The organism is Streptomyces sp. NPDC048650 (genome assembly GCF_043199095.1).
In the GTDB taxonomy this organism is placed as follows: Bacteria; Actinomycetota; Actinomycetes; order Streptomycetales; family Streptomycetaceae; genus Streptomyces.
On sequence record NZ_JBICVM010000020.1, the window covers coordinates 60,535 to 84,383 of the forward strand.

Annotated in this window: 24 protein-coding genes and 1 riboswitch; of the genes, 14 read left to right on the forward strand and 10 right to left on the reverse strand. The window is 73.7% G+C overall.

Features of this window, described 5'->3' with window-relative positions; translation table 11 throughout:
• Positions 1-6: 6 nt before the first annotated feature.
• Positions 7-966, reverse strand: a complete 960-nt coding sequence (locus ACGFML_RS35040; protein WP_393549713.1) for a cobalamin biosynthesis protein — start codon at positions 964-966, stop codon at positions 7-9.
• Positions 967-1,095: 129 nt separating this feature from the next.
• Positions 1,096-1,251, reverse strand: a riboswitch (cobalamin riboswitch).
• A 206-nt stretch (positions 1,252-1,457) separates the two neighbouring features.
• Here ACGFML_RS35040 and ACGFML_RS35045 point away from each other — a divergent pair.
• Genes ACGFML_RS35045 through ACGFML_RS35055 form a run of 3 tightly spaced genes read left to right on the forward strand, consistent with a single transcriptional unit; the run spans position 1,458 to position 5,924 of the window.
• Positions 1,458-1,868, forward strand: a complete 411-nt coding sequence (locus ACGFML_RS35045) for a hypothetical protein (RefSeq protein WP_393549714.1) — start codon at positions 1,458-1,460, stop codon at positions 1,866-1,868.
• 4 nt (positions 1,869-1,872) lie between these two features.
• The gene (locus ACGFML_RS35050; RefSeq protein WP_393549715.1) at positions 1,873-4,530 is read left to right on the forward strand and encodes a caspase family protein; all 2,658 of its coding nucleotides are present in this window, start codon (positions 1,873-1,875) and stop codon (positions 4,528-4,530) included.
• Complete coding sequence (locus ACGFML_RS35055) at positions 4,527-5,924, forward strand: extracellular solute-binding protein (RefSeq protein ID WP_393549716.1); 1,398 nt, start codon at positions 4,527-4,529, stop codon at positions 5,922-5,924. Before ACGFML_RS35050 ends, ACGFML_RS35055 begins: the two co-directional genes overlap by 4 nt.
• A gap of 42 nt (positions 5,925-5,966) precedes the next feature.
• Here ACGFML_RS35055 and ACGFML_RS35060 read toward each other — a convergent pair whose 3' ends face one another.
• Together ACGFML_RS35060 and ACGFML_RS35065 are read right to left on the reverse strand one after the other, a co-directional pair.
• Positions 5,967-6,203, reverse strand: a complete 237-nt coding sequence (locus tag ACGFML_RS35060; RefSeq protein ID WP_393549717.1) for a hypothetical protein — start codon at positions 6,201-6,203, stop codon at positions 5,967-5,969.
• A 30-nt stretch (positions 6,204-6,233) separates the two neighbouring features.
• Positions 6,234-7,520 carry an anion permease gene (locus tag ACGFML_RS35065; protein WP_393549718.1) on the reverse strand — a complete coding sequence of 429 codons (1,287 nt, stop codon included), beginning with the start codon at positions 7,518-7,520 and terminating at the stop codon, positions 6,234-6,236.
• A 573-nt stretch (positions 7,521-8,093) separates the two neighbouring features.
• On the opposite strand from ACGFML_RS35065, the gene ACGFML_RS35070 reads away from it, so the two are divergent.
• The 3 genes from ACGFML_RS35070 (at position 8,094) to ACGFML_RS35080 (ending at position 11,575) form a co-directional block, all read left to right on the forward strand.
• Positions 8,094-8,750, forward strand: a complete 657-nt coding sequence (locus ACGFML_RS35070; RefSeq protein WP_393549775.1) for a class II aldolase/adducin family protein — start codon at positions 8,094-8,096, stop codon at positions 8,748-8,750.
• Positions 8,751-8,857: 107 nt separating this feature from the next.
• On the forward strand, positions 8,858-9,985 hold the full coding sequence (locus ACGFML_RS35075; protein WP_393549719.1) for an alpha/beta hydrolase: 1,128 nt from the start codon (positions 8,858-8,860) through the stop codon (positions 9,983-9,985).
• A 141-nt stretch (positions 9,986-10,126) separates the two neighbouring features.
• On the forward strand, positions 10,127-11,575 hold the full coding sequence (locus tag ACGFML_RS35080; RefSeq protein ID WP_393549720.1) for a hypothetical protein: 1,449 nt from the start codon (positions 10,127-10,129) through the stop codon (positions 11,573-11,575).
• A 25-nt stretch (positions 11,576-11,600) separates the two neighbouring features.
• On the opposite strand, the gene ACGFML_RS35085 is transcribed toward ACGFML_RS35080, so the two are convergent.
• Positions 11,601-12,014: a VOC family protein gene (locus tag ACGFML_RS35085; protein WP_393549721.1), complete on the reverse strand. Its 414-nt coding sequence runs from the start codon at positions 12,012-12,014 to the stop codon at positions 11,601-11,603.
• A gap of 249 nt (positions 12,015-12,263) precedes the next feature.
• Here ACGFML_RS35085 and ACGFML_RS35090 point away from each other — a divergent pair, with 249 nt between their 5' ends.
• The 3 genes from ACGFML_RS35090 (at position 12,264) to ACGFML_RS35100 (ending at position 15,369) form a co-directional block, all read left to right on the forward strand.
• Positions 12,264-13,862: an ABC-F family ATP-binding cassette domain-containing protein gene (locus tag ACGFML_RS35090; RefSeq protein WP_393549722.1), complete on the forward strand. Its 1,599-nt coding sequence runs from the start codon at positions 12,264-12,266 to the stop codon at positions 13,860-13,862.
• 390 nt (positions 13,863-14,252) lie between these two features.
• Positions 14,253-14,474: a helix-turn-helix domain-containing protein gene (locus ACGFML_RS35095; RefSeq protein ID WP_006606369.1), complete on the forward strand. Its 222-nt coding sequence runs from the start codon at positions 14,253-14,255 to the stop codon at positions 14,472-14,474.
• A 115-nt stretch (positions 14,475-14,589) separates the two neighbouring features.
• A complete protein-coding gene (locus ACGFML_RS35100; RefSeq protein ID WP_393549723.1) occupies positions 14,590-15,369 on the forward strand; it encodes an enoyl-CoA hydratase/isomerase family protein in 780 nt (259 codons plus the stop codon).
• Positions 15,370-15,418: 49 nt separating this feature from the next.
• Here ACGFML_RS35100 and ACGFML_RS35105 read toward each other — a convergent pair whose 3' ends face one another.
• Positions 15,419-16,168 (reverse strand): hypothetical protein, encoded by a 750-nt coding sequence (locus tag ACGFML_RS35105; protein WP_393549724.1) that lies wholly within the window; start codon positions 16,166-16,168, stop codon positions 15,419-15,421.
• Positions 16,169-16,363: 195 nt separating this feature from the next.
• Here ACGFML_RS35105 and ACGFML_RS35110 point away from each other — a divergent pair, with 195 nt between their 5' ends.
• The 5 genes from ACGFML_RS35110 to amaP are packed head-to-tail and all read left to right on the forward strand — an operon-like array spanning position 16,364 to position 18,749.
• Positions 16,364-16,822: an Asp23/Gls24 family envelope stress response protein gene (locus ACGFML_RS35110; RefSeq protein WP_393549725.1), complete on the forward strand. Its 459-nt coding sequence runs from the start codon at positions 16,364-16,366 to the stop codon at positions 16,820-16,822.
• Positions 16,823-16,874: 52 nt separating this feature from the next.
• Positions 16,875-17,072: a hypothetical protein gene (locus ACGFML_RS35115; RefSeq protein ID WP_393549726.1), complete on the forward strand. Its 198-nt coding sequence runs from the start codon at positions 16,875-16,877 to the stop codon at positions 17,070-17,072.
• 6 nt (positions 17,073-17,078) lie between these two features.
• Complete coding sequence (locus ACGFML_RS35120) at positions 17,079-17,471, forward strand: hypothetical protein (protein WP_393549727.1); 393 nt, start codon at positions 17,079-17,081, stop codon at positions 17,469-17,471.
• Positions 17,468-18,136 carry a DUF6286 domain-containing protein gene (locus ACGFML_RS35125; RefSeq protein WP_393549728.1) on the forward strand — a complete coding sequence of 223 codons (669 nt, stop codon included), beginning with the start codon at positions 17,468-17,470 and terminating at the stop codon, positions 18,134-18,136. Before ACGFML_RS35120 ends, ACGFML_RS35125 begins: the two co-directional genes overlap by 4 nt.
• 7 nt (positions 18,137-18,143) lie before the next feature.
• Positions 18,144-18,749 carry an alkaline shock response membrane anchor protein AmaP gene (gene amaP / locus ACGFML_RS35130; protein WP_393549729.1) on the forward strand — a complete coding sequence of 202 codons (606 nt, stop codon included), beginning with the start codon at positions 18,144-18,146 and terminating at the stop codon, positions 18,747-18,749.
• 116 nt (positions 18,750-18,865) lie between these two features.
• On the opposite strand, the gene ACGFML_RS35135 is transcribed toward amaP, so the two are convergent.
• The 5 genes from ACGFML_RS35135 to ACGFML_RS35155 all read right to left on the reverse strand — a co-directional run bounded on the left by ACGFML_RS35135 (position 18,866) and on the right by ACGFML_RS35155 (position 23,752).
• Positions 18,866-19,621, reverse strand: a complete 756-nt coding sequence (locus ACGFML_RS35135; RefSeq protein ID WP_393549730.1) for an SDR family oxidoreductase — start codon at positions 19,619-19,621, stop codon at positions 18,866-18,868.
• Positions 19,622-19,625: 4 nt separating this feature from the next.
• Positions 19,626-21,416 (reverse strand): glycoside hydrolase family 15 protein, encoded by a 1,791-nt coding sequence (locus tag ACGFML_RS35140; RefSeq protein ID WP_393549731.1) that lies wholly within the window; start codon positions 21,414-21,416, stop codon positions 19,626-19,628.
• Positions 21,417-21,445: 29 nt separating this feature from the next.
• Complete coding sequence (locus tag ACGFML_RS35145) at positions 21,446-22,324, reverse strand: SURF1 family protein (RefSeq protein WP_393549732.1); 879 nt, start codon at positions 22,322-22,324, stop codon at positions 21,446-21,448.
• An 87-nt stretch (positions 22,325-22,411) separates the two neighbouring features.
• On the reverse strand, positions 22,412-22,645 hold the full coding sequence (locus ACGFML_RS35150; protein WP_393549733.1) for a hypothetical protein: 234 nt from the start codon (positions 22,643-22,645) through the stop codon (positions 22,412-22,414).
• Positions 22,646-22,708: 63 nt separating this feature from the next.
• Positions 22,709-23,752 (reverse strand): DEDDh family exonuclease, encoded by a 1,044-nt coding sequence (locus tag ACGFML_RS35155; RefSeq protein WP_393549734.1) that lies wholly within the window; start codon positions 23,750-23,752, stop codon positions 22,709-22,711.
• Positions 23,753-23,849: the final 97 nt, after the last annotated feature.

A 23,849-nucleotide genomic window follows, 5' to 3' on the forward strand; every position in this document is an offset into this window, starting at 1 on the left:
GCCCGTTCACCGGGTCCTCCTCCTGAGCCGTGCGGCGCCGAACGCCAGCCGTCCCGCCACCGTCGCCGCCAGCGCCAGAGCGTTCACCCGCCGCGAGAGCCGCACCGCCCGTGCGATGTCGGCCACGTCCGGTGGCGGCGCCGCGCCGTTGAGCACCGGGCGGTGTTCCACCCGGCCGCCGTAGGTCAGGGTGCCGCCCAGCCGGACGCCGAGCGCGCCCGCGAACGAAGCCTCCACCGGGCCCGCGTTGGGGCTCGGGTGCGCACCACCGTCGGCCCGCCAGGCCCGCAGCGCACCGCGCCGGTCGGGGCCCGCGAGGACGGTCAGCGCGGCGGTCAGCCGGGAGCCGGGCCACCCGGCCACGTCGTCGAGGCGGGCCGAGGCCCAGCCGAACCGCCGGTAGCGCGGCGACCTGTGACCGACCATCGCGTCCAGGGTGTTCACGGCACGGAACGCCACCAGGCCGGGCACCGAGCCGAGCGCGCCCCACACCAGGGCGCCCACCACCGCGTCCGAGGTGTTCTCCGCGACCGACTCCACCACCGCGCGGGCCATCTGCGGGCCGTCCAGCGCCTGCGGATCGCGGCCGCACAGATGCGGCAGCCGCTCCCGCGCCACGTCCAGGTCGCCCGCCTCCAGCGCACCGCCGACCGCCCGCGCCTCCCGGCCGAGCGAGGTGCCGCCGAGCACCGCCCAGACGGTCGCGGCGGTCACCGCGGTCCGCGCCGGGAGGCTGCCGTGCACGGCGCGCTGCAGGAGTGCGGCACCGGCGGCCGCGCCGCCCGCGCACAACAGTGCGTGCGCCGCCCCGTATCCGCGGTGGTCGCGCCACAGTCGACGCTCGACGGCGCCCGCGGCCCGGCCGAAGGCGGCCACCGGATGGCCGCGCCGAGGGTCCGCCACGATCAGGTCACCGAGGAAGCCGAGGGCCGCGCCGCACGCGTAGGCCGCGTGTTCGCCGCGCATCGGATCAGGCCGCCGTCTGGCCTCGAAGGGACACGGCGACGGCAGGGCGCGGGCATCTCGAACGGCGGCCGGGCATGGTGATATGTCCTCACTCAGGGTCCGCGCCCTGGCTCGACGTGACGGCGACAAGAGTCTCCTGGCTCCCGGATCGGCGCTTCCCCCGGCCTTCCAGTCCGTACCCACCGACCCCTTCGGGCAGGCGCGCGACGGACCGTGACCTTCGCTGGAGGAACGCTCCCCGGTGACAGTGGCGGGACCGCGCCGGATTCGCACCGGACTTCCTCAGCTGTCGCCGAATGGCCCGGGCAGTCCACCACGCCCCGCGAATGCCCGTCAACTCACCCTTGACCTGCGACGCAGCCCTGTGGCAGGGGGTGTGGCGCGGGCCACAGGGTGTCCGGTGCGTCACCGACGGTTGCCCCTGGGCCCGGTCCCGCGCCACCATCTGGTGCACGGTGGGCGATGGGGCCCGCCGGAAGGGGGGCCGGGGGATGCCGGACAGCGCTGACCGAGACGAGATCCGCCAGGAGATCCGCATCAGGATCACAGGCACGCACAATCCGGAACAGGACGGTGCGGACCTGCGGGCGTGGCTGGAGCGGGAGCCGTGGCTGACCAGCCGTCGGCACGACTGGGCGCTGCGCCCGCGGCCGGCGGCCGAGGGCGCCGACGAGGCCGGCCCCGCCGACATGGCCGTCGGCGTGGACGACGTGATCCTCGTGGTCGTCGGCGCGGTCGCCGCGGAGATCACCAAGAGCCTGACCATCGCCCTGCAGGAGTGGCTGCGGCGGCGCAAGGAGGAGCGCTCCGCGGGCGAGGAACCCGCCGTCGTGGTCGGCGAGGGCGACGGTGCACTGCGCGAGCTCGGCGGCGCCGAGGGCGGCAGCACCGCCGGGGACTGAGCGGATGTCCGAATACGACGCGCGCGGCAAGACCAACCGGGCGCTGCTGATCTGTGTCGGCGACTACAAGAACCTCCGCCCGCTGCCCGCGGTGCGGGACAACGCCGAACAGCTCCGGCGCGTCCTTGCCGACCCCGGCACCGATCTGTTCACCGAGGACGAGGTCCGCGTCTGCAAGGCCCAGGAGCCGTGGGAGGTGGAGCAGGCGCTGGACGCCGTCACCGACGAGGCACGCGGCCTGCTGCTGGTGTACTTCTCCGGCCACGGCCGGGTCGGCCCGGACGGCGGCAATCTCCAGCTGATGGTCGGCGCCTCGAGGTCCCGGCTGCACAAGACCGTCTCCTGGCAGGACACGGTGCTGCCCTACCTGGACAACGCCCGTGCCGACCGGATCGTCGTCGTCCTGGAGTGCTGCTACGCCGGAAACGCCGGCGAAGCCGTCCACCGCTGCCGCAGACCCCTCTCGCTGCTGATGGCCGCGCAGCCCAACCGCCGGATCTTCAGCGGCGAGGAACCGGCCGGCGGCAGCGTCTTCACCCGCGCCGTGGTCGCGGTCCTCGAACGCGGCATACCCGGCAGGCGCTTCGTCGCCTTCGACGACCTCGTACAGGCGCTGCGCGAGGAACTCGCCGACGAGCGGACCCCGATGGGCGACGTCTGGGAGCCCCGCTCGGCGAAGCAGAACACCACCGACGACGTCGTCCTCTCCTTCGCCACTCCCGAGGTCCGGCCCCCGACCCCACTGCGGGTCCGCTTACGCCGCTGGCTCAACCCGGTGCTCCAGCACTGGATCCGCCTCCTGCTCACCCTGGCGATCGTCTTCGTGCCGGCCACCGCGGGCGTCGTCCTGCTGAACCTCCCCGGCGCCGCACCGCCCTGTCCGCCCGCCCTCGAACTGCGGCTGCTCACCGACCCCGAGGCCGAGGCGACCCTGCGCCGGGTCGCCTTCGACTACGAGATGTCCGCCGCCAACATCCGCCCCCTGTCCGGCGAGAGCGACTACCCCGACGGGTGCCGGCGCGCCCAGATCACCGTCTACTCCGCCGCCAAGGACCAGACAGACCAGGGCTTCGCCGCCGCCGACCGCTGGCAGGGCGAGGCGCGGGGCACCGGCCGGAGCGGGCCGGACGGCAAGGGCGTCGAGCCCCTCCACCGGCCGGGCCCGCAGCCCGACCTGTGGATCCCCGAGTCGACCGCCGACTACGACGAGGCCCGCCGCCTGATGCCGGCCGGCGGATCCCCCGCGACGCTGCGCAACACCGGCCCGGTCGCCTACACCCCGCTCGTCGTCGGCATTCCGTCGAAGAAGCGGCTGGACGACGTCGAACGGGCCGGCGCCCCCTGGCGGGACCTGCTCACCGGGGCCGACCGCGGGCACCTCGAACTCCTGCGGCCCAGCCCCGTCCTGTCCGGTACCGGCCTGCTGCACACCATCGGCCTCTACCTCGCCAACGACGGCTCCGCCATCGGCTCCTCGGGCACGCCCGGCCCCGACACCGCCCTCGCCGACCGCGCCGAGAGCCGGCTGTCCGCGCCGGGCAGCCAGTACGCGGGCAGCACCGAGCTCCTGTGCTCGCTGCGCCCCGGCGTGAACGGCATCGGCGGCGGCGGGGCCGGCCCGCAGGCCGCGGCCACCTCCGCGCCGCTGGTCTCCGAGAAGTCCCTCGCCGACTTCAACCTCGGCCGGGCCACCGGAAGTTGCCCGGCCCTGCCCGCCCCGCTCGGCCCCGGCAACCGCTACGCCGCCTACTACCCCAAGAACGTCCCGGCCCTCGATCACCCCCTGATCCGGGTCGACTGGCGCGGCGCCGCCGACGCCACCCCCCGGCAGGCCGCGGTCGGCCGCTTCGCCCGGTGGCTGCGCACCCCGGACGGCGGCCAGCGCACCCTCACCGCGCAGGGCTACCGCGGGGTGCCCGGAGAGGACGGCACGATGCCGCAGCCGCCCCGCGGCTCACCACTGCTGGACAGCCGCGCGGAGGTCGACCCCGACGCCGGGGTCACCCCCTTCACCGCCGACCCGGACCAGGTGTCGGAGGTCCTCGACGGCTACCACAAGGCGCAGAAGTCGAGCCAGGTGCTGATCCTGATGGACACCTCCACCTCGATGGCCGACGGCGGCAAACTGCCGATCGCCGTCGGCGCGGCGGGCCGGGCGCTGGAGATGGCCGGCGCCCACCACACCTACGGGCTGTGGACCTTCCCGGACCGCGCCCACCCCGACGACCCCGACGCGGTCCACCAGGCCGTACCGCTCGGCAGCGCCGACCCGGCCGAAGGCAAGGCGGCGCTGGCGCGGATCGCGGGCGGCGGGCTCGTCGACCACGGCGCCGCGATGGCGGAGGCGTTGACCGCCGCGGTACGCACGATGAAGCACGCCAAGGGCACCCACAACGCGATCGTGCTCATCCTCGACCAGGACGACGGCACCGGACCGCGGCGCGCGGCCGACGTCGAGAAGACACTCACCGGGCTGCTGAAGGGGGGACCCGACGTGCCGGTCCTGACGCTGGCGATGGGCCGCTCCGGCTGCGACACCTTCGCCCTGCAGGGGCTGACCGGGGCCTCCGGGGGCCGCTGCGTGCCCGAGGGGCCGGACGCCCCCGACCAACTCGCCGGCTTCGTCGCCTCCATCGGCACCGCCGCGAAGGGGGAGCGATGACCGCACCGCGCACCGCCCTGACCGCCGCCCTGGCCGGCCTGACCCTGCTGGTGGCCGCGAGCGGCTGCACCTCGGACGCCGGGCCCGCACCCGAGAAGGGCGCGATCGTCCTGGCCACCGGCAGCGACCTGAGCAGCTCCGGTGTCCGCCAGGACCTGATCCGCGCCTTCGAGAAGCGCACCGGCCGCACGGTGCGGATCGTCAAGCTCCCCGACACCGCCGACGGCCAGCGCAGCCAGCTGCTGGCGGCCGGCCAGTCCGGCAACGGCGGCTACGACGTGCTCAACATCGATGTGGCCTGGACGGCGGAGTTCGCCGAGGCCGGCGTGATCCGCCCGTGGGGCGCCGCCCTGGACGGAGACTTCCTCGACAGCGTGGTCAAGACGGTGCAGTACGACGGGGAGGTGTGGGGGGTCCCCTTCAACACCGATGCCGGGTTGCTCTACTACCGCAAGGACATCCTGCACGAGTTCGGCCACGACCGGCCCCCCGCCAACTGGGGCGACCTCAAGGACATCGCCGTCCAGGTCGCGGGGGCGTACAACCGCAGGACCGCCCGCGCTCCGGGGGGCGGCCGCAAGCCCCCCAGGCTGTACGGCATGGTCGCCCAGCTGCGCCCGTACGAAGGGCTGACCGTCAACACCCTGGAGTCCGCCTGGACCTACGGCGGCGATCCGGACGCCACCAGCTTCACCAAGGGCGAGCAGGTCGGCTCGCTCCAGCAGGGCGTCAACGACCTCAAGCTCCGGCTGGACTCGATCATGCCGCACGAGGCCACGACGATGGACGAGACCGAGAGCCGCCGCTGGTTCGCCGACGGCCGCGCGCTGTTCATGCGCAACTGGCCCGTCGAGTACACCTCGGTGGCCGAGAAGCTCACGCCCGGCGAGCAGTTCGACGTCGCCGAGCTGCCCGCCCGCCCCTCCGACGGCAAACGGATGTCCGTCCTGGGCGGGCAGAACCTCGCGATCTCCGCCCACAGCGCCCGGCCCGAGGGCGCCCGGGAACTCATCGAGGCGCTGACCGACCGGGGCAGCGAACGCTGCCTGCTGGAGCGGGGGTTCGCCGCGACCCGCGATTCCGCCTACCGGGCGGGGGCATCCGCCCCCGCCTGCCCGCTGCCGCCCGGGGACGCCGAGCGCGCCGAGCGGGGCGCCACCCGGCCGTCGGCACCGCGCCCCGGCCAGGAGCCGCCCTACACCAAGACCCTGTACGCGGCGCTCCGGGCGGCCGCCCCCCGGCCGCGCAGCGCCCACTACCAGACCTTCAGCAAGGTCGTGCAGATCCGGGTCTCCGAGTACCTCGACAGCCAGGACGGCACGGCCATCGCGGACGAACTGGCCAAGGAAGCGGACGAGGCGCTCAGCGGCCGGGGAGATCCCCGCGGTCGCTGAGCGCCCCTGCCGGTGTCGCCGGTGAGCGCCGTCGTCCGGCGCTCAGGCGGCGACGATCAGATAGATGCCGTACGTCACGGCCGCCGCGCACAGGGCGAAGGCGGCCATCGCCCCGGCCCGCATGCCCGCACCCGGAGCGGCGGCCGTGGCCGCGTCGCCCTCGTGGCCCGGCCTGCGGGACGTCCCGACGATGCCGACGGTGAACAGGCCCACGATCCCGACCGTCACCGCGAGAGTGACGCCGAAGACCTGGCCGAGAGCTGCCCAGTCGATGCTCATGTGTTCCGTGTTCCTTACGGGAGGTCGGCGCTAGCGGGCGACCGTAGCGGTCTTCTTGCGCGGGGCGGGAGCGGCTGCGGGGGTGTCCGCCGCCGTCTCCGGAGCCGTCGCGTCGGGGGCGTCCGGCTCGTCGGACGGTGCCGACGCCGAGCGAGCCGGAGGCGGCGAGACGGTCTGCAGCGCGGTGGTCACCACGCCGGCCGGCTCCGCGGCCGGACCGTCGTTGACATTGCTGTGGTCGACGGGCTTGCGCCGGGAGGCGGCCCAGATCGTGCCGCAGATCGCCAGGCCGAGGACGGCGACCGCCGCCACGCCCCAGTCGCCCCGGCCGGCCAGGAACGCGGCGCCCGCCGCGACCGCACCGGCCGCCGGCAGCGTCAGGCACCAGGCGAGGACCATCCGCCCGGCCGTCGACCAGCGCACGACGCCGCCCTTGCGGCCCAGCCCGGAGCCCATCACGGAACCGGAGCAGACCTGGGTGGTGGAGAGCGCGAAGCCGAGGTGGGAGGAGGCCAGGATGGTGGCCGCCGCGCCGGTCTGGGCGGCGAAGCCCTGCGGCGGCTGGATGTCGGTGATGCCCTTGCCCATCGTGCGGATGATCCGCCAGCCGCCCAGGTACGTGCCGAGGGCGATGGCCATGCCGGCGGAGGCGATGACCCACAGCGGCGGGTCGGCGTGCGGGGCGACCACACCGCCGGTGATCAGCGCCAGGGTGATCACACCCATCGTCTTCTGCGCGTCGTTGGTGCCGTGGGCGAGCGAGACCAGGGCGGCCGAGGCGATCTGCCCGGCGCGGTAGCCCTTGGCGGTCTCCGCCTCGGCACGGTTGCGGCTCAGCCGGTAGGTGAGCCGGGTCGCGGCCATCGCGGCGAGACCCGCGACGATCGGCGCGGCCACCGCCGGGATGAGGACCTTCATCACCACGGCGCTGCCGTGCACACCGCCGGTGCCCACCGACACCAGGGTCGCGCCGATCAGACCGCCGAAGAGGGCGTGGGAGGAACTGGAGGGCAGCCCGGCGAGCCAGGTCAGCATGTTCCAGACGATCGCGCCGACCAGGCCGGCGAAGATCACTTCAGGTCTGATGCCGACGCTCTCATCGATGATTCCGCCGGAGATGGTCTTGGCCACCTCCACGGACAGGAACGCGCCGACGAGGTTGAGCACTGCCGACATCGCCACCGCGGTCTTGGGTCGCAAGGCCCCGGTGGAGATGGTGGTGGCCATTGCGTTGGCCGTGTCGTGGAAGCCGTTCGTAAAGTCGAACACCAAGGCCGTGACGATCACGATCCCGATGAGAAGCGTGATGTGTTCCATTCACCCGGCAATCAGTTCGGTGGTCAGTGTCGCTCGGACCGTACGGAGAGTGGGTGAACGGAAAGTGAACTACGAGGGGCTCGGTAGTGACACCCCCGCAGGGTTCACGCGGAGGTGTCTCTGACGTCACTTCCGTCTCACCCGTTGGCAAACTTCCTGGGCTGCGCCGCCAGGCGATTCCAGCGGTCCCGGTCACCCGGAGGCGGCGCGTGGCTATCAGGCGCAGACGCCGCCGGGGCCGCGGCCGGGGCGGGGGGAGTGCGGCGCGGGGCCGGCGCGGGCGGCGGGTCGCGGCCCGCGGCGGCGGGCGGTCGGACGTCGTGCGGTGCGGGTCTGGCGCATGGGCCATGGGTCACCTCGAAGCTGGTGACGGGTGCCGGTTCGGCAACTCCTGTCCGACGTTAACGGCCGGCCACCCCAAGACGGCTTATATCAGGCCAATTGCGGCGAGGGGTGCCTTTAGCTCCATACGGCGGATACCGGACAGGCGTGCTTGTGGCGTACCGTGCCCCGGCCTGCCCGTACGGTGTCGCGCACGCATCCGCTCTCGCCGCCACCGCGCCGGAGGACACCATGACCGACCACCCCGACCGCATCGCCGAAGCCTGGGGCGAACTGGTCGACACGGCCCGCCGCACCGTCGCCGACGGCCTGGTCGCCGGCACCTCCGGAAACGTCTCCTGCCGCATCAAGGACCTGATCCTGGTCACCCCCACCGGCGTCCCCTACGACCGGCTCGGCCCCGGCGACACCACCGCGGTCGGCCTCGACGGCCGTCAGGTCATCGGCTCGCTCCGCCCGACCAGCGAACTCCCCCTGCACCTGGCGGTCTACCGCGCCACCGGGGCCACCGCCGTCGTCCACACCCACGCCCCGTACGCGACCGCGGTCTCCACCCTCGTCCCCGAGCTCCCGCCGATCCACTACATGGCGGCGGCCCTCGGCGGCCCGGTCCGCGTCGCCCCCTACGCCCTCTACGGCACCGAGGAGCTCGCCGCGGGCATGCTCGAGGCGCTGCGCGACCGCACCGGCTGCCTGCTCCGGAACCACGGCACCCTCACCTACGGCGACGGCCTCCGGCAGGCGCTCGACCGCACCGCCCAGCTGGAGTGGATGTGCCGCGTCTGGCTCACCGCGAGCTCCGTACCGGGGCACACGCCCAGCCTGCTGTCGGCCGCCCAGCTCGAGGAGGCCCGCGAAAAGCTCGGCGGCTACGGCCAGAGGCGTTGACCGGCCCGGCCCGCCCGGGGGTGCCGCCGTGCCCGGCGCGGCCGCGGCGTCACCCGCCCGCTCCCGCCCCGCTGGCCGCACCGGGCGCCCCTTTGCACACTGGAGAGATGCGAAGGGGTACCGCGGCGGCAGCGGCCGCCGCCACCGTGATCGGGGCCGCCGTGGCAGCCGTGGCCGTCGGCCGGTACGCCGGCGATGTTGCCCTGAAACCGTCCCCCGACCACCCTCTGCCAGGCGACTCCCGCCTCACGGTTCACTCCTTCACCGACGACCTGATCACCCTGACCCGCAGCTTCGCCTCCCTGCGGCCCGGCGTCTACGGACTCACCGGCGCCGGCTGCCACGCCGTCCTCGGCCCCGTCGTCCACGGCACCCCGCACGGGCCCGACACGGTCGTCCGCCGCCTGACGCGCGTCACCCACGGCACCCTGCGGCCGGGCGCCCGGATGCGGCTGACCCCGCAGGCGTACATCGGCAACCCCCGCGACGCCCTCGGCCTGGAATGCGCCGACGTCGACGTCCCCGGAGAACTCGGAGCCCTCCCGGCGTGGTTCGTCCCGGGCCTCCGCGACACCTGGGTCATCACCGCACACGGCCTGGGCACCACCCGCGAGCACCCGATGACCGTCCTGCCGTTCCTGCACCGCCACCAGCTCCCGGTCCTCGACCTCGCCTACCGCAACGACCCCGGCGCCCCACCCACCGCCGACGGCGTCCACCACCTCGGCGACACCGAATGGCGCGACCTGGACGCCGCGATCCGCTATGCGATCCGCTACGGCGCCCACGACGTCGTCCTCTACGGCTGGTCCACCGGCGCCACCATGGCACTGCGCGCCGCCGCCCACTCCGCGCTCCGCGACCGGATCAGCGGGCTCGTCCTGGACTCACCGGTCCTCGACCGGCACGCGACGGTGCGCGCGCTGGCGACCGCCCGGGGGGTCCCGCGCGCCCTGTTGCCGCTGGTCGTCCGCGCCGCCGAGGGCATCACCGGACTGCCCGTCCATCGACCGGCCGACGCCGTCGATCCGGCCACGCTGGACATCCCCACCCTCCTCTTCCACGGCCCCGACGACACCCTCGCCCCCTGGGGCCCCTCCCGCTCCTTCGCTGCCCGGCGCGCCGACCTGATCACTCTTCAGGCCGTCCCGCACGCCCCGCACGCCGCGATGTGGAACGCCGACCCGGCCCGCTACGAAGAGGCCCTGCGCCGCTTCCTCACCCCGCTGATGTGACCTCGCCGCTCCGGTGACGGGCGGGCGTACGGGGGGACAACTCCCCACATCAGGGATGGGTCGGCGAGGCGGCGCGGCCGGGGAAGATCGCAAGCCGGGTTCCGATTGGGCTTTCGGGCCGTCAGCGGCAACACTGCTCCTGTGACGTCCCGTACTCCGCGCGACTCCCGGCTCCGACTCGTCTCCGGTCAACCGATTGCGGCCGCCCGCCGGGCGGTGACCACCCGGGCGGCCCGTCCGGCGCCCCGCCCGCCCGCGGGCACGCCTGCGCCGGCCGAACTGGCCCGGCAGGCCCGCGCCGTCCTGGCCGGCGCGGCCCGCCTCGCCCGCTGGGCCGACGGCCCCGGCGCCACCGGCACCGGCCTGCGCGCGGGCCCCGACGGCGCACTCCCCGCCGATGCCGTGGAACGCGCCGCCGCGGAGCTGCGGTTGACGCCGCGCCAGGTCCGCGCCGACTGGGACCGCGCCCGGCTCTCCGGACTCGTCGAGCTGCACGGCGACGTCGCCCGCCCCGGCTGGCGGCTGCGGGCCTGGGACCGCGACGACACGGCCGCGCTGCGCGGCTGGGTCGCCCTCTTCGACGCCTGGTCGCTGGCCCGCCCCGCCCCGCGCGGGGCCGGACCCGCCATCGTCGCGGAAGTCGTCGAGGCCGTACCGCAGTTGCTGTCCCTGCTGTATCTGTCGGCCGGACCCGTACGCCTCCCCGTCCTGCTGGACATGCTCGACCAGCGCGTCGCCGAGCTGCGCACCGAACGCTGCGAGGTCCCCTACGGACAGGACCCGGCCGACGCCGACGGCGCCGACGGGACGGCGGGTGAGGCCGCGGGGGCCTCGCTGGCCGAACTCCTGGACTGGGCGCTGGGCGCACTGACGACGGTGGGCGCGATGGTCCCGCCCGGCGAGGCCCGGGGCGCCGCGCACCGGGCGTCCCACAGCCGCGACGAGGCGCTGCTGACGCCGCTGGGCAGCTGGTCGGTGTGGGTCAAGCTGGAGCAGATCTGCGTCGCCGCGCAGAGCCCGGCGGGCCATATCGAGCAGTCCGCTGAGGCGATGCTGCGCGGCTGCGCCCGGCTCACCCCGGGACCGGCCCGGACCGAATACCGCGCCTGGCTCGCCGCCCGTGCCATCGGCGCCGCCGTCGAGGAACTGCTGAGCGTGGCCCGCGGCGAGGACGCGCTGCTGCGCGGACTCGCCTTCGAAGCCCTGCGCGCGGTCGGCGCCCCCGCCGAGGGCGCCGTCCGCGCCGCCGCCGACGAGCCGGCCCTGCGCCCGTACGCCCTGCTGTGGCTGGTCGAGCACGAGGGCGGCGACCCGGAGAGCGCACCCGAGGTACTCACCCGCGAGGAGGCGACCTGGCTGTGGGTCGACACCGCGGCGGCCGTCGCCGACCACGGCGAGACCCAACTCCTGGTCCGGCACCTCGACTCGGCGGTCCAGGGCTCGGTGCCGCGCCTCCTGGCGGAGGTACGCGCCGTCGGCCATCCGCGGACCGTCCAGGTGCTGGTGGCGCTGGCCGCGGCGCACCCCGACCCGGCCCTCGCCAAGGCCGTGCGCCGCGCGGCCTTCCAGGTGCACACCGGCGGTGTGTGAGCGCAGGATCAGGCTGCCGGGCGCCTCACGACGGGGCACCCGGCAGATATGTCCCGAAGCTCCAGACGTTGCCCTCGACGTCACGGGCCAGGTAGTCCCGCGAGCCGTAGTCCTGGTCCGCGGGCGGCTTCAGGATCTCCGCCCCTGCGGCCGAGGCCCGCGCGAAGTGGGCGTCGGTGTCCTCGACCACCACGTACACGCCGACCGGACCGGCCCCGCGCATCGCCTCGCCGAAGGGCCCGCCGCGCCCCTTGGACCCCAGCATCACCCGCCCGTTGCCGTAGGACAGCTCGGCGTGCGCCACCGCGCCGCTCCCGTCCTCGTGCAGCGCCTCCTGGGTGAACCCGAAGGCTTCGGTCAGCTGCCGGATCGCGCTCCGGGCGTCGTCGTAGAGCACCGTCGGATACATCGTGGGCGCACCCGCCCTGGCGTTCGTCATCGCCTCCACCATCCCTGCCGTATGAGATCTGCATCACAGTCTCCCAGCGGGGTCTGACAACGGCTCATCGGCGGGGGCGCCGGTCCGGCGGTCGTGGACGGCCCACCCGCCGCGGCCGTCCGGGAAATCTGGTTGCGCGACACCGTTAGACTGCCTGTATGGCAGTTCTCCTTTGGGTTCATTAGACGGCGCTGACCGCTCTCGGACCGTCCGTCCAACCCGCCGTCTTCCTGCCCTGGAGTATTTTCCGTGATCACCGCCTCCGGCCTTGAGCTGCGCGCCGGCGCCCGAATCCTCATCGAGTCCGCTTCCTTCCGCATCGCCAAGGGCGACCGCATCGGCCTGGTCGGGCGCAACGGCGCAGGCAAGACCACCCTCACCAAGGTGCTGGCGGGCGAGGGCATCCCCGCCGCCGGCACGGTCACCCGTTCCGGCGAGGTCGGCTATCTGCCGCAGGACCCGCGCACCGGCGACATGGACGTACTGGCCCGCGACCGCATCCTGTCGGCCCGCGATCTGGACTCCGTGCTCCGCAAGATGCGGGAGAACGAGGAGCGGATGGCCAACGGCAAGGGCGCCACCCGCGACAAGGCGATGAAGAAGTACGAGCGCCTGGAGACCGAGTTCCTGACCAAGGGCGGCTACGCCGCCGAGGCGGAGGCCGCGACCATCGCCGCCAGCCTCGGACTGCCCGACCGGATCCTCGCCCAGCCCCTCCATACGCTCTCCGGCGGTCAGCGCCGCCGTGTCGAACTGGCCCGGATCCTCTTCTCGGACTCCGACACCCTGCTGCTCGACGAGCCGACCAACCACCTCGACGCCGACTCCATCGTCTGGCTGCGCGACTACCTCAAGACCTACCGCGGCGGTTTCATCGTCATCTCGCACGACGTCGACCTGGTCGAGACCGTCGTCAACAAGGTGTTCTACCTCGACGCCAACCGCTCGCACATCGACATCTACAACATGGGCTGGAAGCTCTACCAGCAGCAGCGCGAGGCCGACGAGAAGCGCCGCAAGCGTGAGCGGCAGAACGCCGAGAAGAAGGCCGCGGCCCTCAACTCGCAGGCCGACAAGATGCGGGCCAAGGCCACCAAGACCGTCGCCGCGCAGAACATGGCCAAGCGCGCCGACAAGCTGCTGGCCGGCCTGGACGCGGTGCGCGCCTCCGACAAGGTCGCCAAGCTGCGCTTCCCGGACCCGGCGCCGTGCGGCAAGACGCCGCTCACGGCCGAGGGCCTGTCCAAGTCCTACGGCTCCCTGGAGATCTTCACCGACGTCGACCTGGCCATCGACAAGGGCTCCCGGGTCGTCATTCTCGGCCTCAACGGCGCCGGCAAGACCACGTTGCTGCGGCTGCTGGCGGGTGTCGAGACGCCGGACACCGGCGAGGTCCGCCCCGGGCACGGCCTCAAGCTCGGGTACTACGCCCAGGAGCACGAGACGCTGGACCCGGACCGCACGGTCCTGGAGAACATGCGCTCGGCCGCTCCGGACATGGACCTGGTCGCCATCCGCAAGACGCTGGGCTCCTTCCTCTTCTCCGGCGACGACGTCGACAAGCCGGCCGGAGTGCTCTCCGGCGGTGAGAAGACCAGGCTCGCGCTGGCGACGCTGGTGGTCTCCTCGGCCAACGTCCTGCTCCTCGACGAGCCGACGAACAACCTCGACCCGGCCAGCCGCGAGGAGATCCTCGGCGCGCTGCACACCTTCACCGGCGCTGTGGTCCTGGTCTCCCACGACGAGGGCGCGGTGGACGCGCTGGAGCCGGAGCGGATCATCCTGCTGCCCGACGGCGTCGAGGACCTGTGGGGCCAGGACTACGCGGACCTGGTCGCGCTGGCCTGACGCGGCGGTCCACGGCCGCACCGTTCGGTGGCGTATCCGTCACGGTGGGGTGCCCGGGGCCGTATGGATCATGCTGTCTGGATCATTCGGCCTACTCGTGATCCATCATCTGTGTGAGAACGGCTCGTACATCGGCGAGTCTGCGGCGAATGGCCGGGTCCTGGTGGGCCCGGCCGTTGCCTTTTCGGTCGCATAACCCCTGACCTGCCGCTTTTCCGGGAATTCGGCACACGAACGGCACCCAGCGACGGCGGAATGGAGAATTCCGGCCCACTCGGCGGCGCGTCGGGCGGCGATTCATGTCGTACCGACGTTGCGGAATGGGTGGCCAGGAAGCCTGGGAGGGGTGATCATGAGAGTCCAGAGCGCACTTCCCACGAGGAGGCACGGGTGGCCGAGACTCTGAAGAAGGGCAGCCGGGTAACCGGCGCCGCGCGCGAGAAGCTCGCGGCAGACCTGAAGAAGAAGTACGACTCCGGAGCGAGCATCCGGGCGCTGGCCGAGGAAACCGGTCGCTCCTATGGGTTCGTGCACCGGATGCTCAGCGAATCCGGTGTGGTCCTGCGCGGTCGAGGCGGAGCCACCAGGGGCAAGAAGGCCGCTTCGGCCTGACGCCGCGACTCCGGGTGAAACGGTTGTCCCCCCGGTCGATCGAGCAGTCGGCCGGGAGGTTACCGTTCAGTCACTTACGCACGCAGGTGCGGTCGGCTGACTCGGAGGCGCTCCCATGACTCTGCTCGACAAAGACGGTGTGCGGCTCACCGTGGACGACACCGTCGCCACGGTGACGCTCGCCAACGAGGCCAAGCGCAATGCGCAGTCGCCGGCCATGTGGCGGGCGCTGGCCGAGGCGGGTTCGCTGCTGCCGGGAAATGTGCGGGTCGTCGTGCTGCGCGGTGAGGGGAAGTCCTTCTCCGCGGGCCTGGACCGGCAGGCGTTCACGCCCGAAGGGTTCGACGGCGAGCCGTCGTTCATCGATCTGGCACGCGGTGCGGACAGCGAACTGGACGCCACGATCGCCGAGTACCAGGAGGCGTTCACCTGGTGGCGGCGCACCGACCTGGTGTCCATCGCCGCCGTGCAGGGCCATGCGATCGGTGCGGGCTTCCAGCTCGCCCTCGCCTGCGATCTGCGGGTCGTCGCCGAGGACGTGCAGTTCGCCATGCGCGAGACCAGCCTGGGCCTGGTGCCGGACCTGACCGGCACGCACCCGCTCGTCTCCCTGGTGGGTTACGCCCGCGCGCTGGAGATCTGCGCCACCGGGCGCTTCGTGCACGCCCAGGAGGCCGAGCGCGTGGGTCTGGCCAACCTGGTGGTGCCGGGGGATGAGCTCGACGGTGCGGTGGCTGACCTTGCGGCCGCCCTCCTCGCCGCCCCGCGCGATGCCGTCATCGAGACCAAGGGCCTGCTGGCCGGGGTCGCCGGCCGCAGCTATGAGGAGCAGCGCACCGCGGAGCGGGCCGCCCAGGCACGCCGGCTGCGCGATCTCGCCGGGCTGGGCGAGTAGCCCGGAGCGGTACGCCGTCGGGCTACTACCGCCGGGCCCCGGCCGCCCGTCAGCCGCGCCCGACGGCGGTGACCAGTACGGCGATCGTCTCCGGTGCGCATTGGGCGGCCGCCACGGCGAGGCGTACGGCCCGCGCGACGTCCAGCGCCCGCCGGCCGGGCGCGGTCGCCAGCTGGATCAGGACGTGCCCGCCGTGCGGCCGCAGCGCGCGGGAGCGGCCGCCGAGCGCGGGGGCGAGGCCGGCGACGCCGGGCACGCCCAGGACGACGGCGGCGAGGGAGTCCGGCCCGTCCGGTTGCCCCTCCGTGCCGTCCTGCGGGGCGCCGCCGGTCTCCGGCGGCGCCCCCGTCTCCGTCGCCGCGGGCTCCCGGCCGGCTCCCGTGTCCGTCGCCGCGGGCTCCTCGTCCGCCGTCAGCAGCCCGCTGATCCGAAGGTCCACCGAGCCCACCACCAGACCCAGCTCCCGGTCCGCCGCGGCGAGCAGGGCCGCGCGCAGCTCGTCCGCGGCGCCGGGCAGCGGGCGGTCGTCGGGTGCCCTGAGGTCGGCCGTGATGCGCAACGGCCCCGGCGGCAGGGCGCTCGGCGGTGGCGGTACGGCCGGGGTCCCGGCGGCGGGGTCCGCGACGGTCAGCCGCAGGGCGCCGAGGCGCATGCCGGCCGTGGTGCCGACGGCCGCCCGCAGCACTGCGGCGGCCGCCCGCTCGGTGATCCATGAGCCGTCGGCGGGCCCGCCGAGCGGCAGCACCCGGCCGATGCCCAGTTGCTGCCGTACGGCCAGCGCCAACTCGATCCCGGCCACCGCGTCACCCCTTCTCCGGACGGTGTTCCCAGCCTGCCCCAGCGCCGGTCGGGCGGCCCGGTGGTGCGGCGCACGAGGCCGTATGGAGCACTCTATTGCCGCATAGCGGGGCATATGAGAAAAATCGGACCTACTGTGGGATCCGGAGCGGGCGGACCGCTTCTCCCTCCGATCCTCCGAAAGGGACCAACGGCGATGAGCGAGAGCCAGCAGATGTCGGACGGAGCGAAGACGCCGGGCAGACGGGGCGGCGGTGACCCCGCGACCCGGGGGCGCACGACCATCGCCGACGGTGTCGTGGAGAAGATCGCCGGACTGGCGGCCCGCGATGTCGTGGGTGTCCACGCGATGGGCAGCGGCCTGGCCCGCACCCTGGGGGCGGTACGGGAGCGGGTGCCCGGCGGCGGCGGTTCCGCCGCGACACGCGGCGTGAAGGCCGAGGTCGGCGAGGTGCAGACCGCGATCGACCTGGAGATCGTGGTGGACTACGGCGTCGCCATCGCCGATGTGGCCCGCACCGTCCGGGAGAACGTCGTCTCCGCCGTGGAGCGGATGACGGGCCTGGAGGTCGTCGAGGTCAACATCGCGGTCAGTGACGTCAAGCTGCCCGATGAGGAAGACGAAGAGGACCAGTCCGAGTCGCGTATTCAGTAAGGGGCCCGGCCGCGAGCGGGGCCCGCCCGAAGGGGTAGCGAAGGAGCGCACGATGAGTATGGCCGCAGTCGGCCTTCTGGCCGGCATGGCGCTGGGCTTCGCCGGATACTTCGGCGGGTTCGGGGCGTTCATCCTGGTGGCGGCGCTGGGCGCCATCGGTTTCGTGGCAGGTGGATTCCTGGACGGGGATTTCGGACCCGGCGAGTTCTTCCGCACCCGGACCGGCGACCGCGCCGGCCGGCGGCGGTGAGGCCGGATGGCGACGGTGGCCTCCGCCGCCGCTGCCCCTGCCGTACCGGCGGGTGAGCGGGGCGCGACCAGAATCGCGGACCGGGTGGTGGCGAAGATCGCCGCGCAGGCGGCGCGCGAGGCGCTGCGCGAGGTGTCCCCCGCCGCGTCCACCGACGCCCATGCGACGGTCACCGTCCATCGCCGGGACGGCCAGGAGCACTTCGGCGAGGCCCGGGTACGGATCGCCGCCGAACTGGGCTACCCGTCGGACATCGGCGCGCACTGCGCGGCGGTGTGCCGCCAGGTGTCCGAGCGGGTGCGGGCGCTGGCGAACATGGCGGTGCCGGAGGTCGCGGTGGAGGTGGAACGTCTGCACTCGCCGCTGCTGGACGGCAGGGAGCGGGGCAGGGTGCGATGAGCGACGACGACGCGGAGGTGTCGGACACCCGTCGGCTGCCCACGCTCGACAAGCGGCCGGGGGACGACGACGGACCTCGGGAGTCCGGGGCGCCCGAGGTCGTGGCGAACCCGGGCGACGGGCACCACCCCGGGCGCTACTGGTCGGCCCGGCGGGTGCCGGCCGCGGTGGTCGCCCTGGTCCTGTTGGGCGCCACGGGCCTGCTGCTGTACGACGTGGCCGCGGTCCGCGCCGGCCGCCACGCGATGGCCTGGCGCAGCCGACTCGGCCACCAGCTGGCCACCCGCCACCTGGACAACCCCTGGATCCTGGGCGCCGCCGCGGCCGCGACGGTGATCGGGATCTGGCTGATCGTCCTCGCCGTCACGCCCGGCCTGCGCGAGCGGCTGCCGATGCGGCGCACCGCTCCCGGCTTCCGGGCCGGCCTGGACCGTTCGGCGGCCGCCCTGGTGCTGCGCGACCGCGCCATGGAGGTCTCCGGTGTGCAGTCCGTACGGCTGAAGGTCACCCGCCGCAAGGCCAGGACACTGGCCTTCGCACACTTCCGCGACCTCGACGAGGTCCGCGACGACCTCCGCACGGCGCTCGGCGACGGCCTCGAACAACTGGGGCTGGTCCGCGGACTGCACCTGATCGTGAACGTACGGCGCCCGAAGAAGAGGTGAGCGCGCGATGCGCACGGTACGCAGAGGCACCAACCGGGTGCTGCTGGGCCTGATCGGCGCGGTGCTGCTGGGAGCCGGGGCGGCGGTGCTGATGGGCGGGCTCGACCTGCCCGCGAAATGGCATCTGCCGCTGCCCGCCGGCTGGCCCTGGACCCGGCCCGACGACGTGCTGCTGTCCCGGCACGACCGCACCCGCTGGACCGACCGCGGCTGGTGGTGGCCCGTCGTCATCGCCGTCCTGGCGGTGCTCGTCCTGCTCCTGCTGTGGTGGCTGGTGACCCAGCTCCGCAGACACCGCCTGGCCGCGATCCTGGTCGACAGCGGCGACGGCGAGGGAGCGTTGCTGCGCGGCCGGGCGTTGGAGGCGGCGCTGACCGCCGAGACGGAGGCGCTGGCTGGCGTGGACGGGGCCGCGGTGCGGTTGACCGGACGCCGTACCCGACCGCGGGTACAGGCCCGGATCGCGCTCGCCCCGCACGCGGAACCGGCCGCGGTCGTACAGCGCCTCGCCGACGAGACGGTGGACCGTGCGCGCGGCTCGGCGGGGCTGGACCGGCTGCCGGCGGACGTCCACCTGCGGGGAGTGCGCCACCGGGCGGAGCGGGTGAGCTAGGGCCTGTCGTCCGGATCGGGCCAGACCCCACGAGCCCGGCGTGATCCAGACGACCGGCCCTGGACGAGTGAGTCCCCACGCGCCGCGGCCGGGCGCGTGGGGGAGTGGAGCGCGCGTCAGAAACCGCGCCGGGCCCCGCCGTCGACCGGCACCATCACCCCGGTGACATAGGAGGCCGCCGGCGAGAGGAGGAACGCCGCGACGCGGCCGAACTCCTCGGGGGTGCCGTAGCGACCCAAGGGGATCGACGCCGCATTGCGGGCGCGGGAGCCCTCGGGGTCCCCGGAGAGCGCGTCGAGCTGGGTCATCCGGTCGGTGGCGACACGGCCGGGCAGGACGCCGACGACGCGGATGCCGCGCGGGCCGACCTCGTCGGCGAGTGACTTGGCGAAGCCGGCGAGCCCGGGGCGCAGGCCGTTGGAGATGGTCAGGCCGCTGATGGGCTGGTGCACGGAGCCGGACAGCACGAAGCCGACGACGCCGCCCTCGCCGAGTTCGGCGGCGGCCGTGCGGGCGAGCCGTACCGCGCCCAGGAAGACGGATTCGAAGGCGTCCCGCCACTGTTCGTCGGTGTTGTCGGCGGTCGTGCCGGGGGCCGGGCCGCCGACGCTGATCATGACGCCGTCGAGGCGCCCGAAGCGCTCGCGGGCCGCGGCCACCAGACGGTCGGCGGTCTGCGGGTCCGCGTTGTCGGCCGCCACCCCCAGGGCCCGCTCGCCCAGGGTGGCGGCCGCCGCGATCGCGCTCTCCTCGGTGCGTCCGGTGAGCACCACGTTGGCGCCGTCGGCGACGAGCTCCCGGGCGGTGGCGAAGCCGAGGCCGCGGGTAGCTCCGGTGACGACATATGTCCGGTCGGTAAGTCCAAGATCCATGGGCCTAGTCTGCCTCCGTGTTCCCGAACAGCCCGAAGGCGGTCCCCACCAGACCGATGTGGCTGAAGGCCTGCGGGAAGTTGCCGAGCTGCCGCCGGGCCACCGGGTCGTACTCCTCGGAGAGCAGTCCCACGTCGTTGCGGAGGGCAAGCAGCCGCTCGAACAGTGCCCGCGCCTCGTCGCTCCGCCCGGTCAGGGCGAGCGCGTCGGCGAGCCAGAAGGAGCAGACGAGGAAGGTGCCCTCGCCGCCGGGCAGTCCGTCCACGCTGCCGCCGCTCTCGGTGCTGTACCGCCGCACCAGCCCGTCGTACGACAGCTCCTGGCGTACCGCGTCGACGGTGGCGACCACCCGCGGGTCGTCGCCCGGGAGGAAGCCGACGCGAGGGATGAGCAGGGTCGCGGCGTCGAGCTCGGCGGAGCCGTAGTACTGGGTGAAGGTGCCGCGCGTCGCGTCGAAGCCGTGCTCGCAGACCTCGCGGTGGACCTCGTCGCGCATCGCCCGCCAGCGGTCGAGGTCCCCGCCGAGCTTCGGATCGGCCTCCAGCGCGCGGACGGCGCGGTCCGCGGCGACCCAGGCCATCACCTTGGAGTGGACGAAGTGCCGGCGCGGCCCGCGGATCTCCCACAGTCCCTCGTCGGGCTCGCGCCAGGTGGATTCCAGGTACTCCACCAGGGCGCGCTGGATGCTCCAGGCGTGCGGCTCGGACTCCATGCCCGCCGCGCGGCCGATGTGGAAGGAGTCCAGCACCTCGCCGTAGACGTCCAGCTGGCGCTGTTCGACGGCGGCGTTGCCGATCCGTACGGGCGCGGATCCGGCGTATCCGCTCAGCCACGGGAGCTCGGCCTCCGGGAGCCGCCGCTCGCCGGCCAGGCCGTACATGATCTGCAGGTCGTCGGGCGCGCCGGCCACCGCCCGCAGCAGCCACTCCCGCCATGCGCTCGCCTCCTCCAGATAGCCGCCGGAGATCAGGGAGTTCAGGGTGAGGCTGGCGTCGCGCAGCCAGCAGTAGCGGTAGTCCCAGTTGCGGATGCCGCCGATCTCCTCGGGCAGCGAGGTGGTGGGGGCCGCGACGATGCCGCCGGTGGGTGCGTAGATGAGGCCCTTGAGGGTGATCAGCGAGCGGATGACGGCGGCGCGGTGCGGGCCGTTGTACCGGCAGCGCGCGGACCAGTCGTGCCAGTCCTCCAGGGTGTTCTCCAGCGCCTCGCACGGGTCGATCTGCCGCGGCCGGGGCTCCTGCGAGGGGTGCCAGGTCATGACGAAGGAGGCGCGCTCGCCGGCGGCGACGGTGAAGTCCGAACGGGTGCTGAAGTCCTTGCCGTAGGTGCGGCCCTGGCGGGGGGTGCGCAGCCATACCGAGTCCGGCCCGGCGACGGCGACCCGGGCGCCGTCGTCGGTCGCGCGCACCCAGGGGACCACCCGCCCGTAGTCGAACCGCAGGCGGAGCACGCCGCGCATCTCGACGCTGCCGCTCAGGCCCTCGACGATCCGTACGACGTCGGGCGCGCGGTCGCGCTGCGGCATGAAGTCGGTGACCCGCACGCTGCCGCTGGGGGTCTGCCAGACGGTGTCCAGGACGAGCGACTCGCCGCGGTAGGAGCGCTCGGCGCGGGCCTCGGGGGAGGTGGGGGCCAGGCCCCAGTGGCCGTTCTCCTTGCCGCCGAGGAGGGCGGCGAAGCAGGCGCCGGAGTCGAACCGCGGCAGGCACAGCCAGTCGATGGAGCCGTCGCGGCCGACGAGGGCGGCGGTCTGCAGATCGCCGATGAGCGCGTAGTCCTCGATATGTGGGTGCACTCAGGGCGCTTTCCCGCCCGGCGCCCTGGCTAGTCGGTGATGGCGGCTGTCCGGGCTACCGGCTCCGCCGGCTCCCCGGACTCCACCGAAATCTCCGACTCCGCTTCGGCCGCTCCGGCTTCGTCGGCCTCCTCGGCTTCGTCGGCCTCCTTGGCCGCGGCCTCCGCCCGGTCACGGCGCTCACGGCGTACGAGGATGATCCAGCCGACCGGCACCGCCGCCGCGAAGATCCACCACTGGATCGCGTACGCCATGTGCGGGCCGATGCTGTCGTGGTCCGGCTCGGGGACCAACTCCGGCTTGCCGTCGGCGGGCTTGGGGGCGGTCTGCTCGATGTAGCCGCCGAGCACCGGCCGCTGCAGCCGCTTCGCCAGTTCCGTGCTGTTGATCAGCATGATCTGACGGGCGGGCAGGCCCTTGGTGTCCTTGATGCCGCTTTCCGTGCTGGTCTCGTCGGCCATGATCCGGCCGGTGACGGTGACCTTGCCCTTGGGGGCGGCGGGGACGTCGGGGAAACGGGTCAGGTCGTTGCCGGCCGAGATCCAGCCGCGGTTGACCAGGACGTCGTCGCCGTTCGGGAGCCGGAGCGGGGTCAGGACGTAGTAGCCGATGCTCTGCTCGTCGGCCGCGGTGCGCTGGCGGACCACGACCTCGTGGGCGGTGTCGTAGGTGCCGGTCGCGGTGACCGTGCGCCACATGTCGTGGTGGGGGAGGACGCGCCCGGGGGCCGTCAGGCCGGTGACCGGAACCGGCTCGGCGGCCAGGCTGTTCGCGATGAGCGCGTTCTGCGCCACCTTGTGCTCATGGCGGTGCAGCTGCCAGAAGCCCAGCTTGATCATGACGGGGATCAGCGCGAGGCCCACGAGGGTGAGGATCACCCACTGCCGGGACAACAGGAAGCGGTACACGGCAACGACCGTACCTGGCGTGCGGCGACCCCCGGGCAGGGGGTCCTGCCGGGGGCCGGGCGCAGTGTGACGGTACGGTGCCGGGGCTCAGACCCTGTCGACGATGCCCACCCTCCCCTCCGAGCGCGCGCAGTGGGCGCCGCAGTAGAAGTGCCCCTCGACCTCGACGCCCTGCCCGATGATCTGGCACCGGCAGTGCTCGCAGATCGGCGCCATGCGGTGAATGGCGCAGGAGAAGCAGTCGAAGACGTGCACCGCGCCCTGCGCGTGCACCTCGAACGTCATGCCGTAGTCGTTTCCGCAGACCTCACAACGTGCCATGCGCCACAGGTTGCGGGCGGTGCCGCCGCGGTGCGAGGCGCGGGCGGGTGTGTTGGCCGCTCTTCACCCGGACGCAGGTGTCGTGCCCGCGGGGGCCACGTCCTGCAGCAACTGCATGAAGGCGGCCTCGTCGATCACGACCGTGCCGAACTGGGCGGCCTTGGCGGTCTTCGAGGTCTGTGCGTCCGGGTCGTTGGTCACCAGGAGGCTGGTCAGCCGGGACAGGCTCGTGGCGACGTGCAGCCCGGCCTCGACCGCCCGGTCCTCCAGCAGCTCGCGGTCCACCGAGGTGTCACCGGAGAACGCCACCCGCATCCCCTGGACGAGCCGGCCGCCCGCCGCATAGCGCCCCGGGTTGGGGTACGGGCACGCCGGGCGCTTGCGGGACGGCCGCCAGCCGGCCGTGCGGTAGGACGAGGGCGAGGACTGCTGCCGGGGGGCGGGGGAGTCCGACCACTCCGTCAGCGCCTGGCAGGTCAGCAACGGCAGCCGCAGCTTCTCCCGCGCGGCCCGCTGCAGGCTGGGCCGGAAGGTCTCGGCCAGCACCCGGGCGTCGTCGAGGGCGTGGTGGGCGCGTTCCTGGACGACGCCGTAGTGCGCGGCGAGGGACTCCAGCTTGTGGTTGGGCAGCGGCAGCCGCAGTTCCTTGGAGAGGGCGATGGTGCACAGTCGCTGGCGCACCGGGGCCACCGCCTCGGCGCGGGCGTACTCCCGGGCGATCATCGACCAGTCGAACATGGCGTTGTGCGCGACCAGGACGCGGTCCGCCAGCCGCCGGGACAGCTCGGGGACCACCTCCGGGAAGAGCGGGGCGTCGGCCAGCACATCGCTGGTGAGGCCGTGGATCCAGACCGGGCCCGGGTCCCGCTGGGGATTGACGAGGGTGTACCAGCGGTCCTGCACCTCGCCCCGCGCGTCGAGTTGGTACACGGCGGCGGAGATGATCCGGTCGTCGCGGGCCAGGCCGGTGGTCTCCACGTCGACCACTGCGTACCCCTGCGGGTACCCGTCCGGCCAGGCGGCCGGCGGCGTTTGCGGGCCCGGCTGCTGCCCGATCTTCGGCGCGATCGAGGGAGCTGCTGCCATGCGGTCTTCGAGCATGGTCATTGAGGATACGGGCCACCACCGACAGCCACCGCATCCCCGTCGTCCACGGCCCCCTCGGGCGCACGGACGTTCGGGCGTCGGACCCCGTCGCACCCCG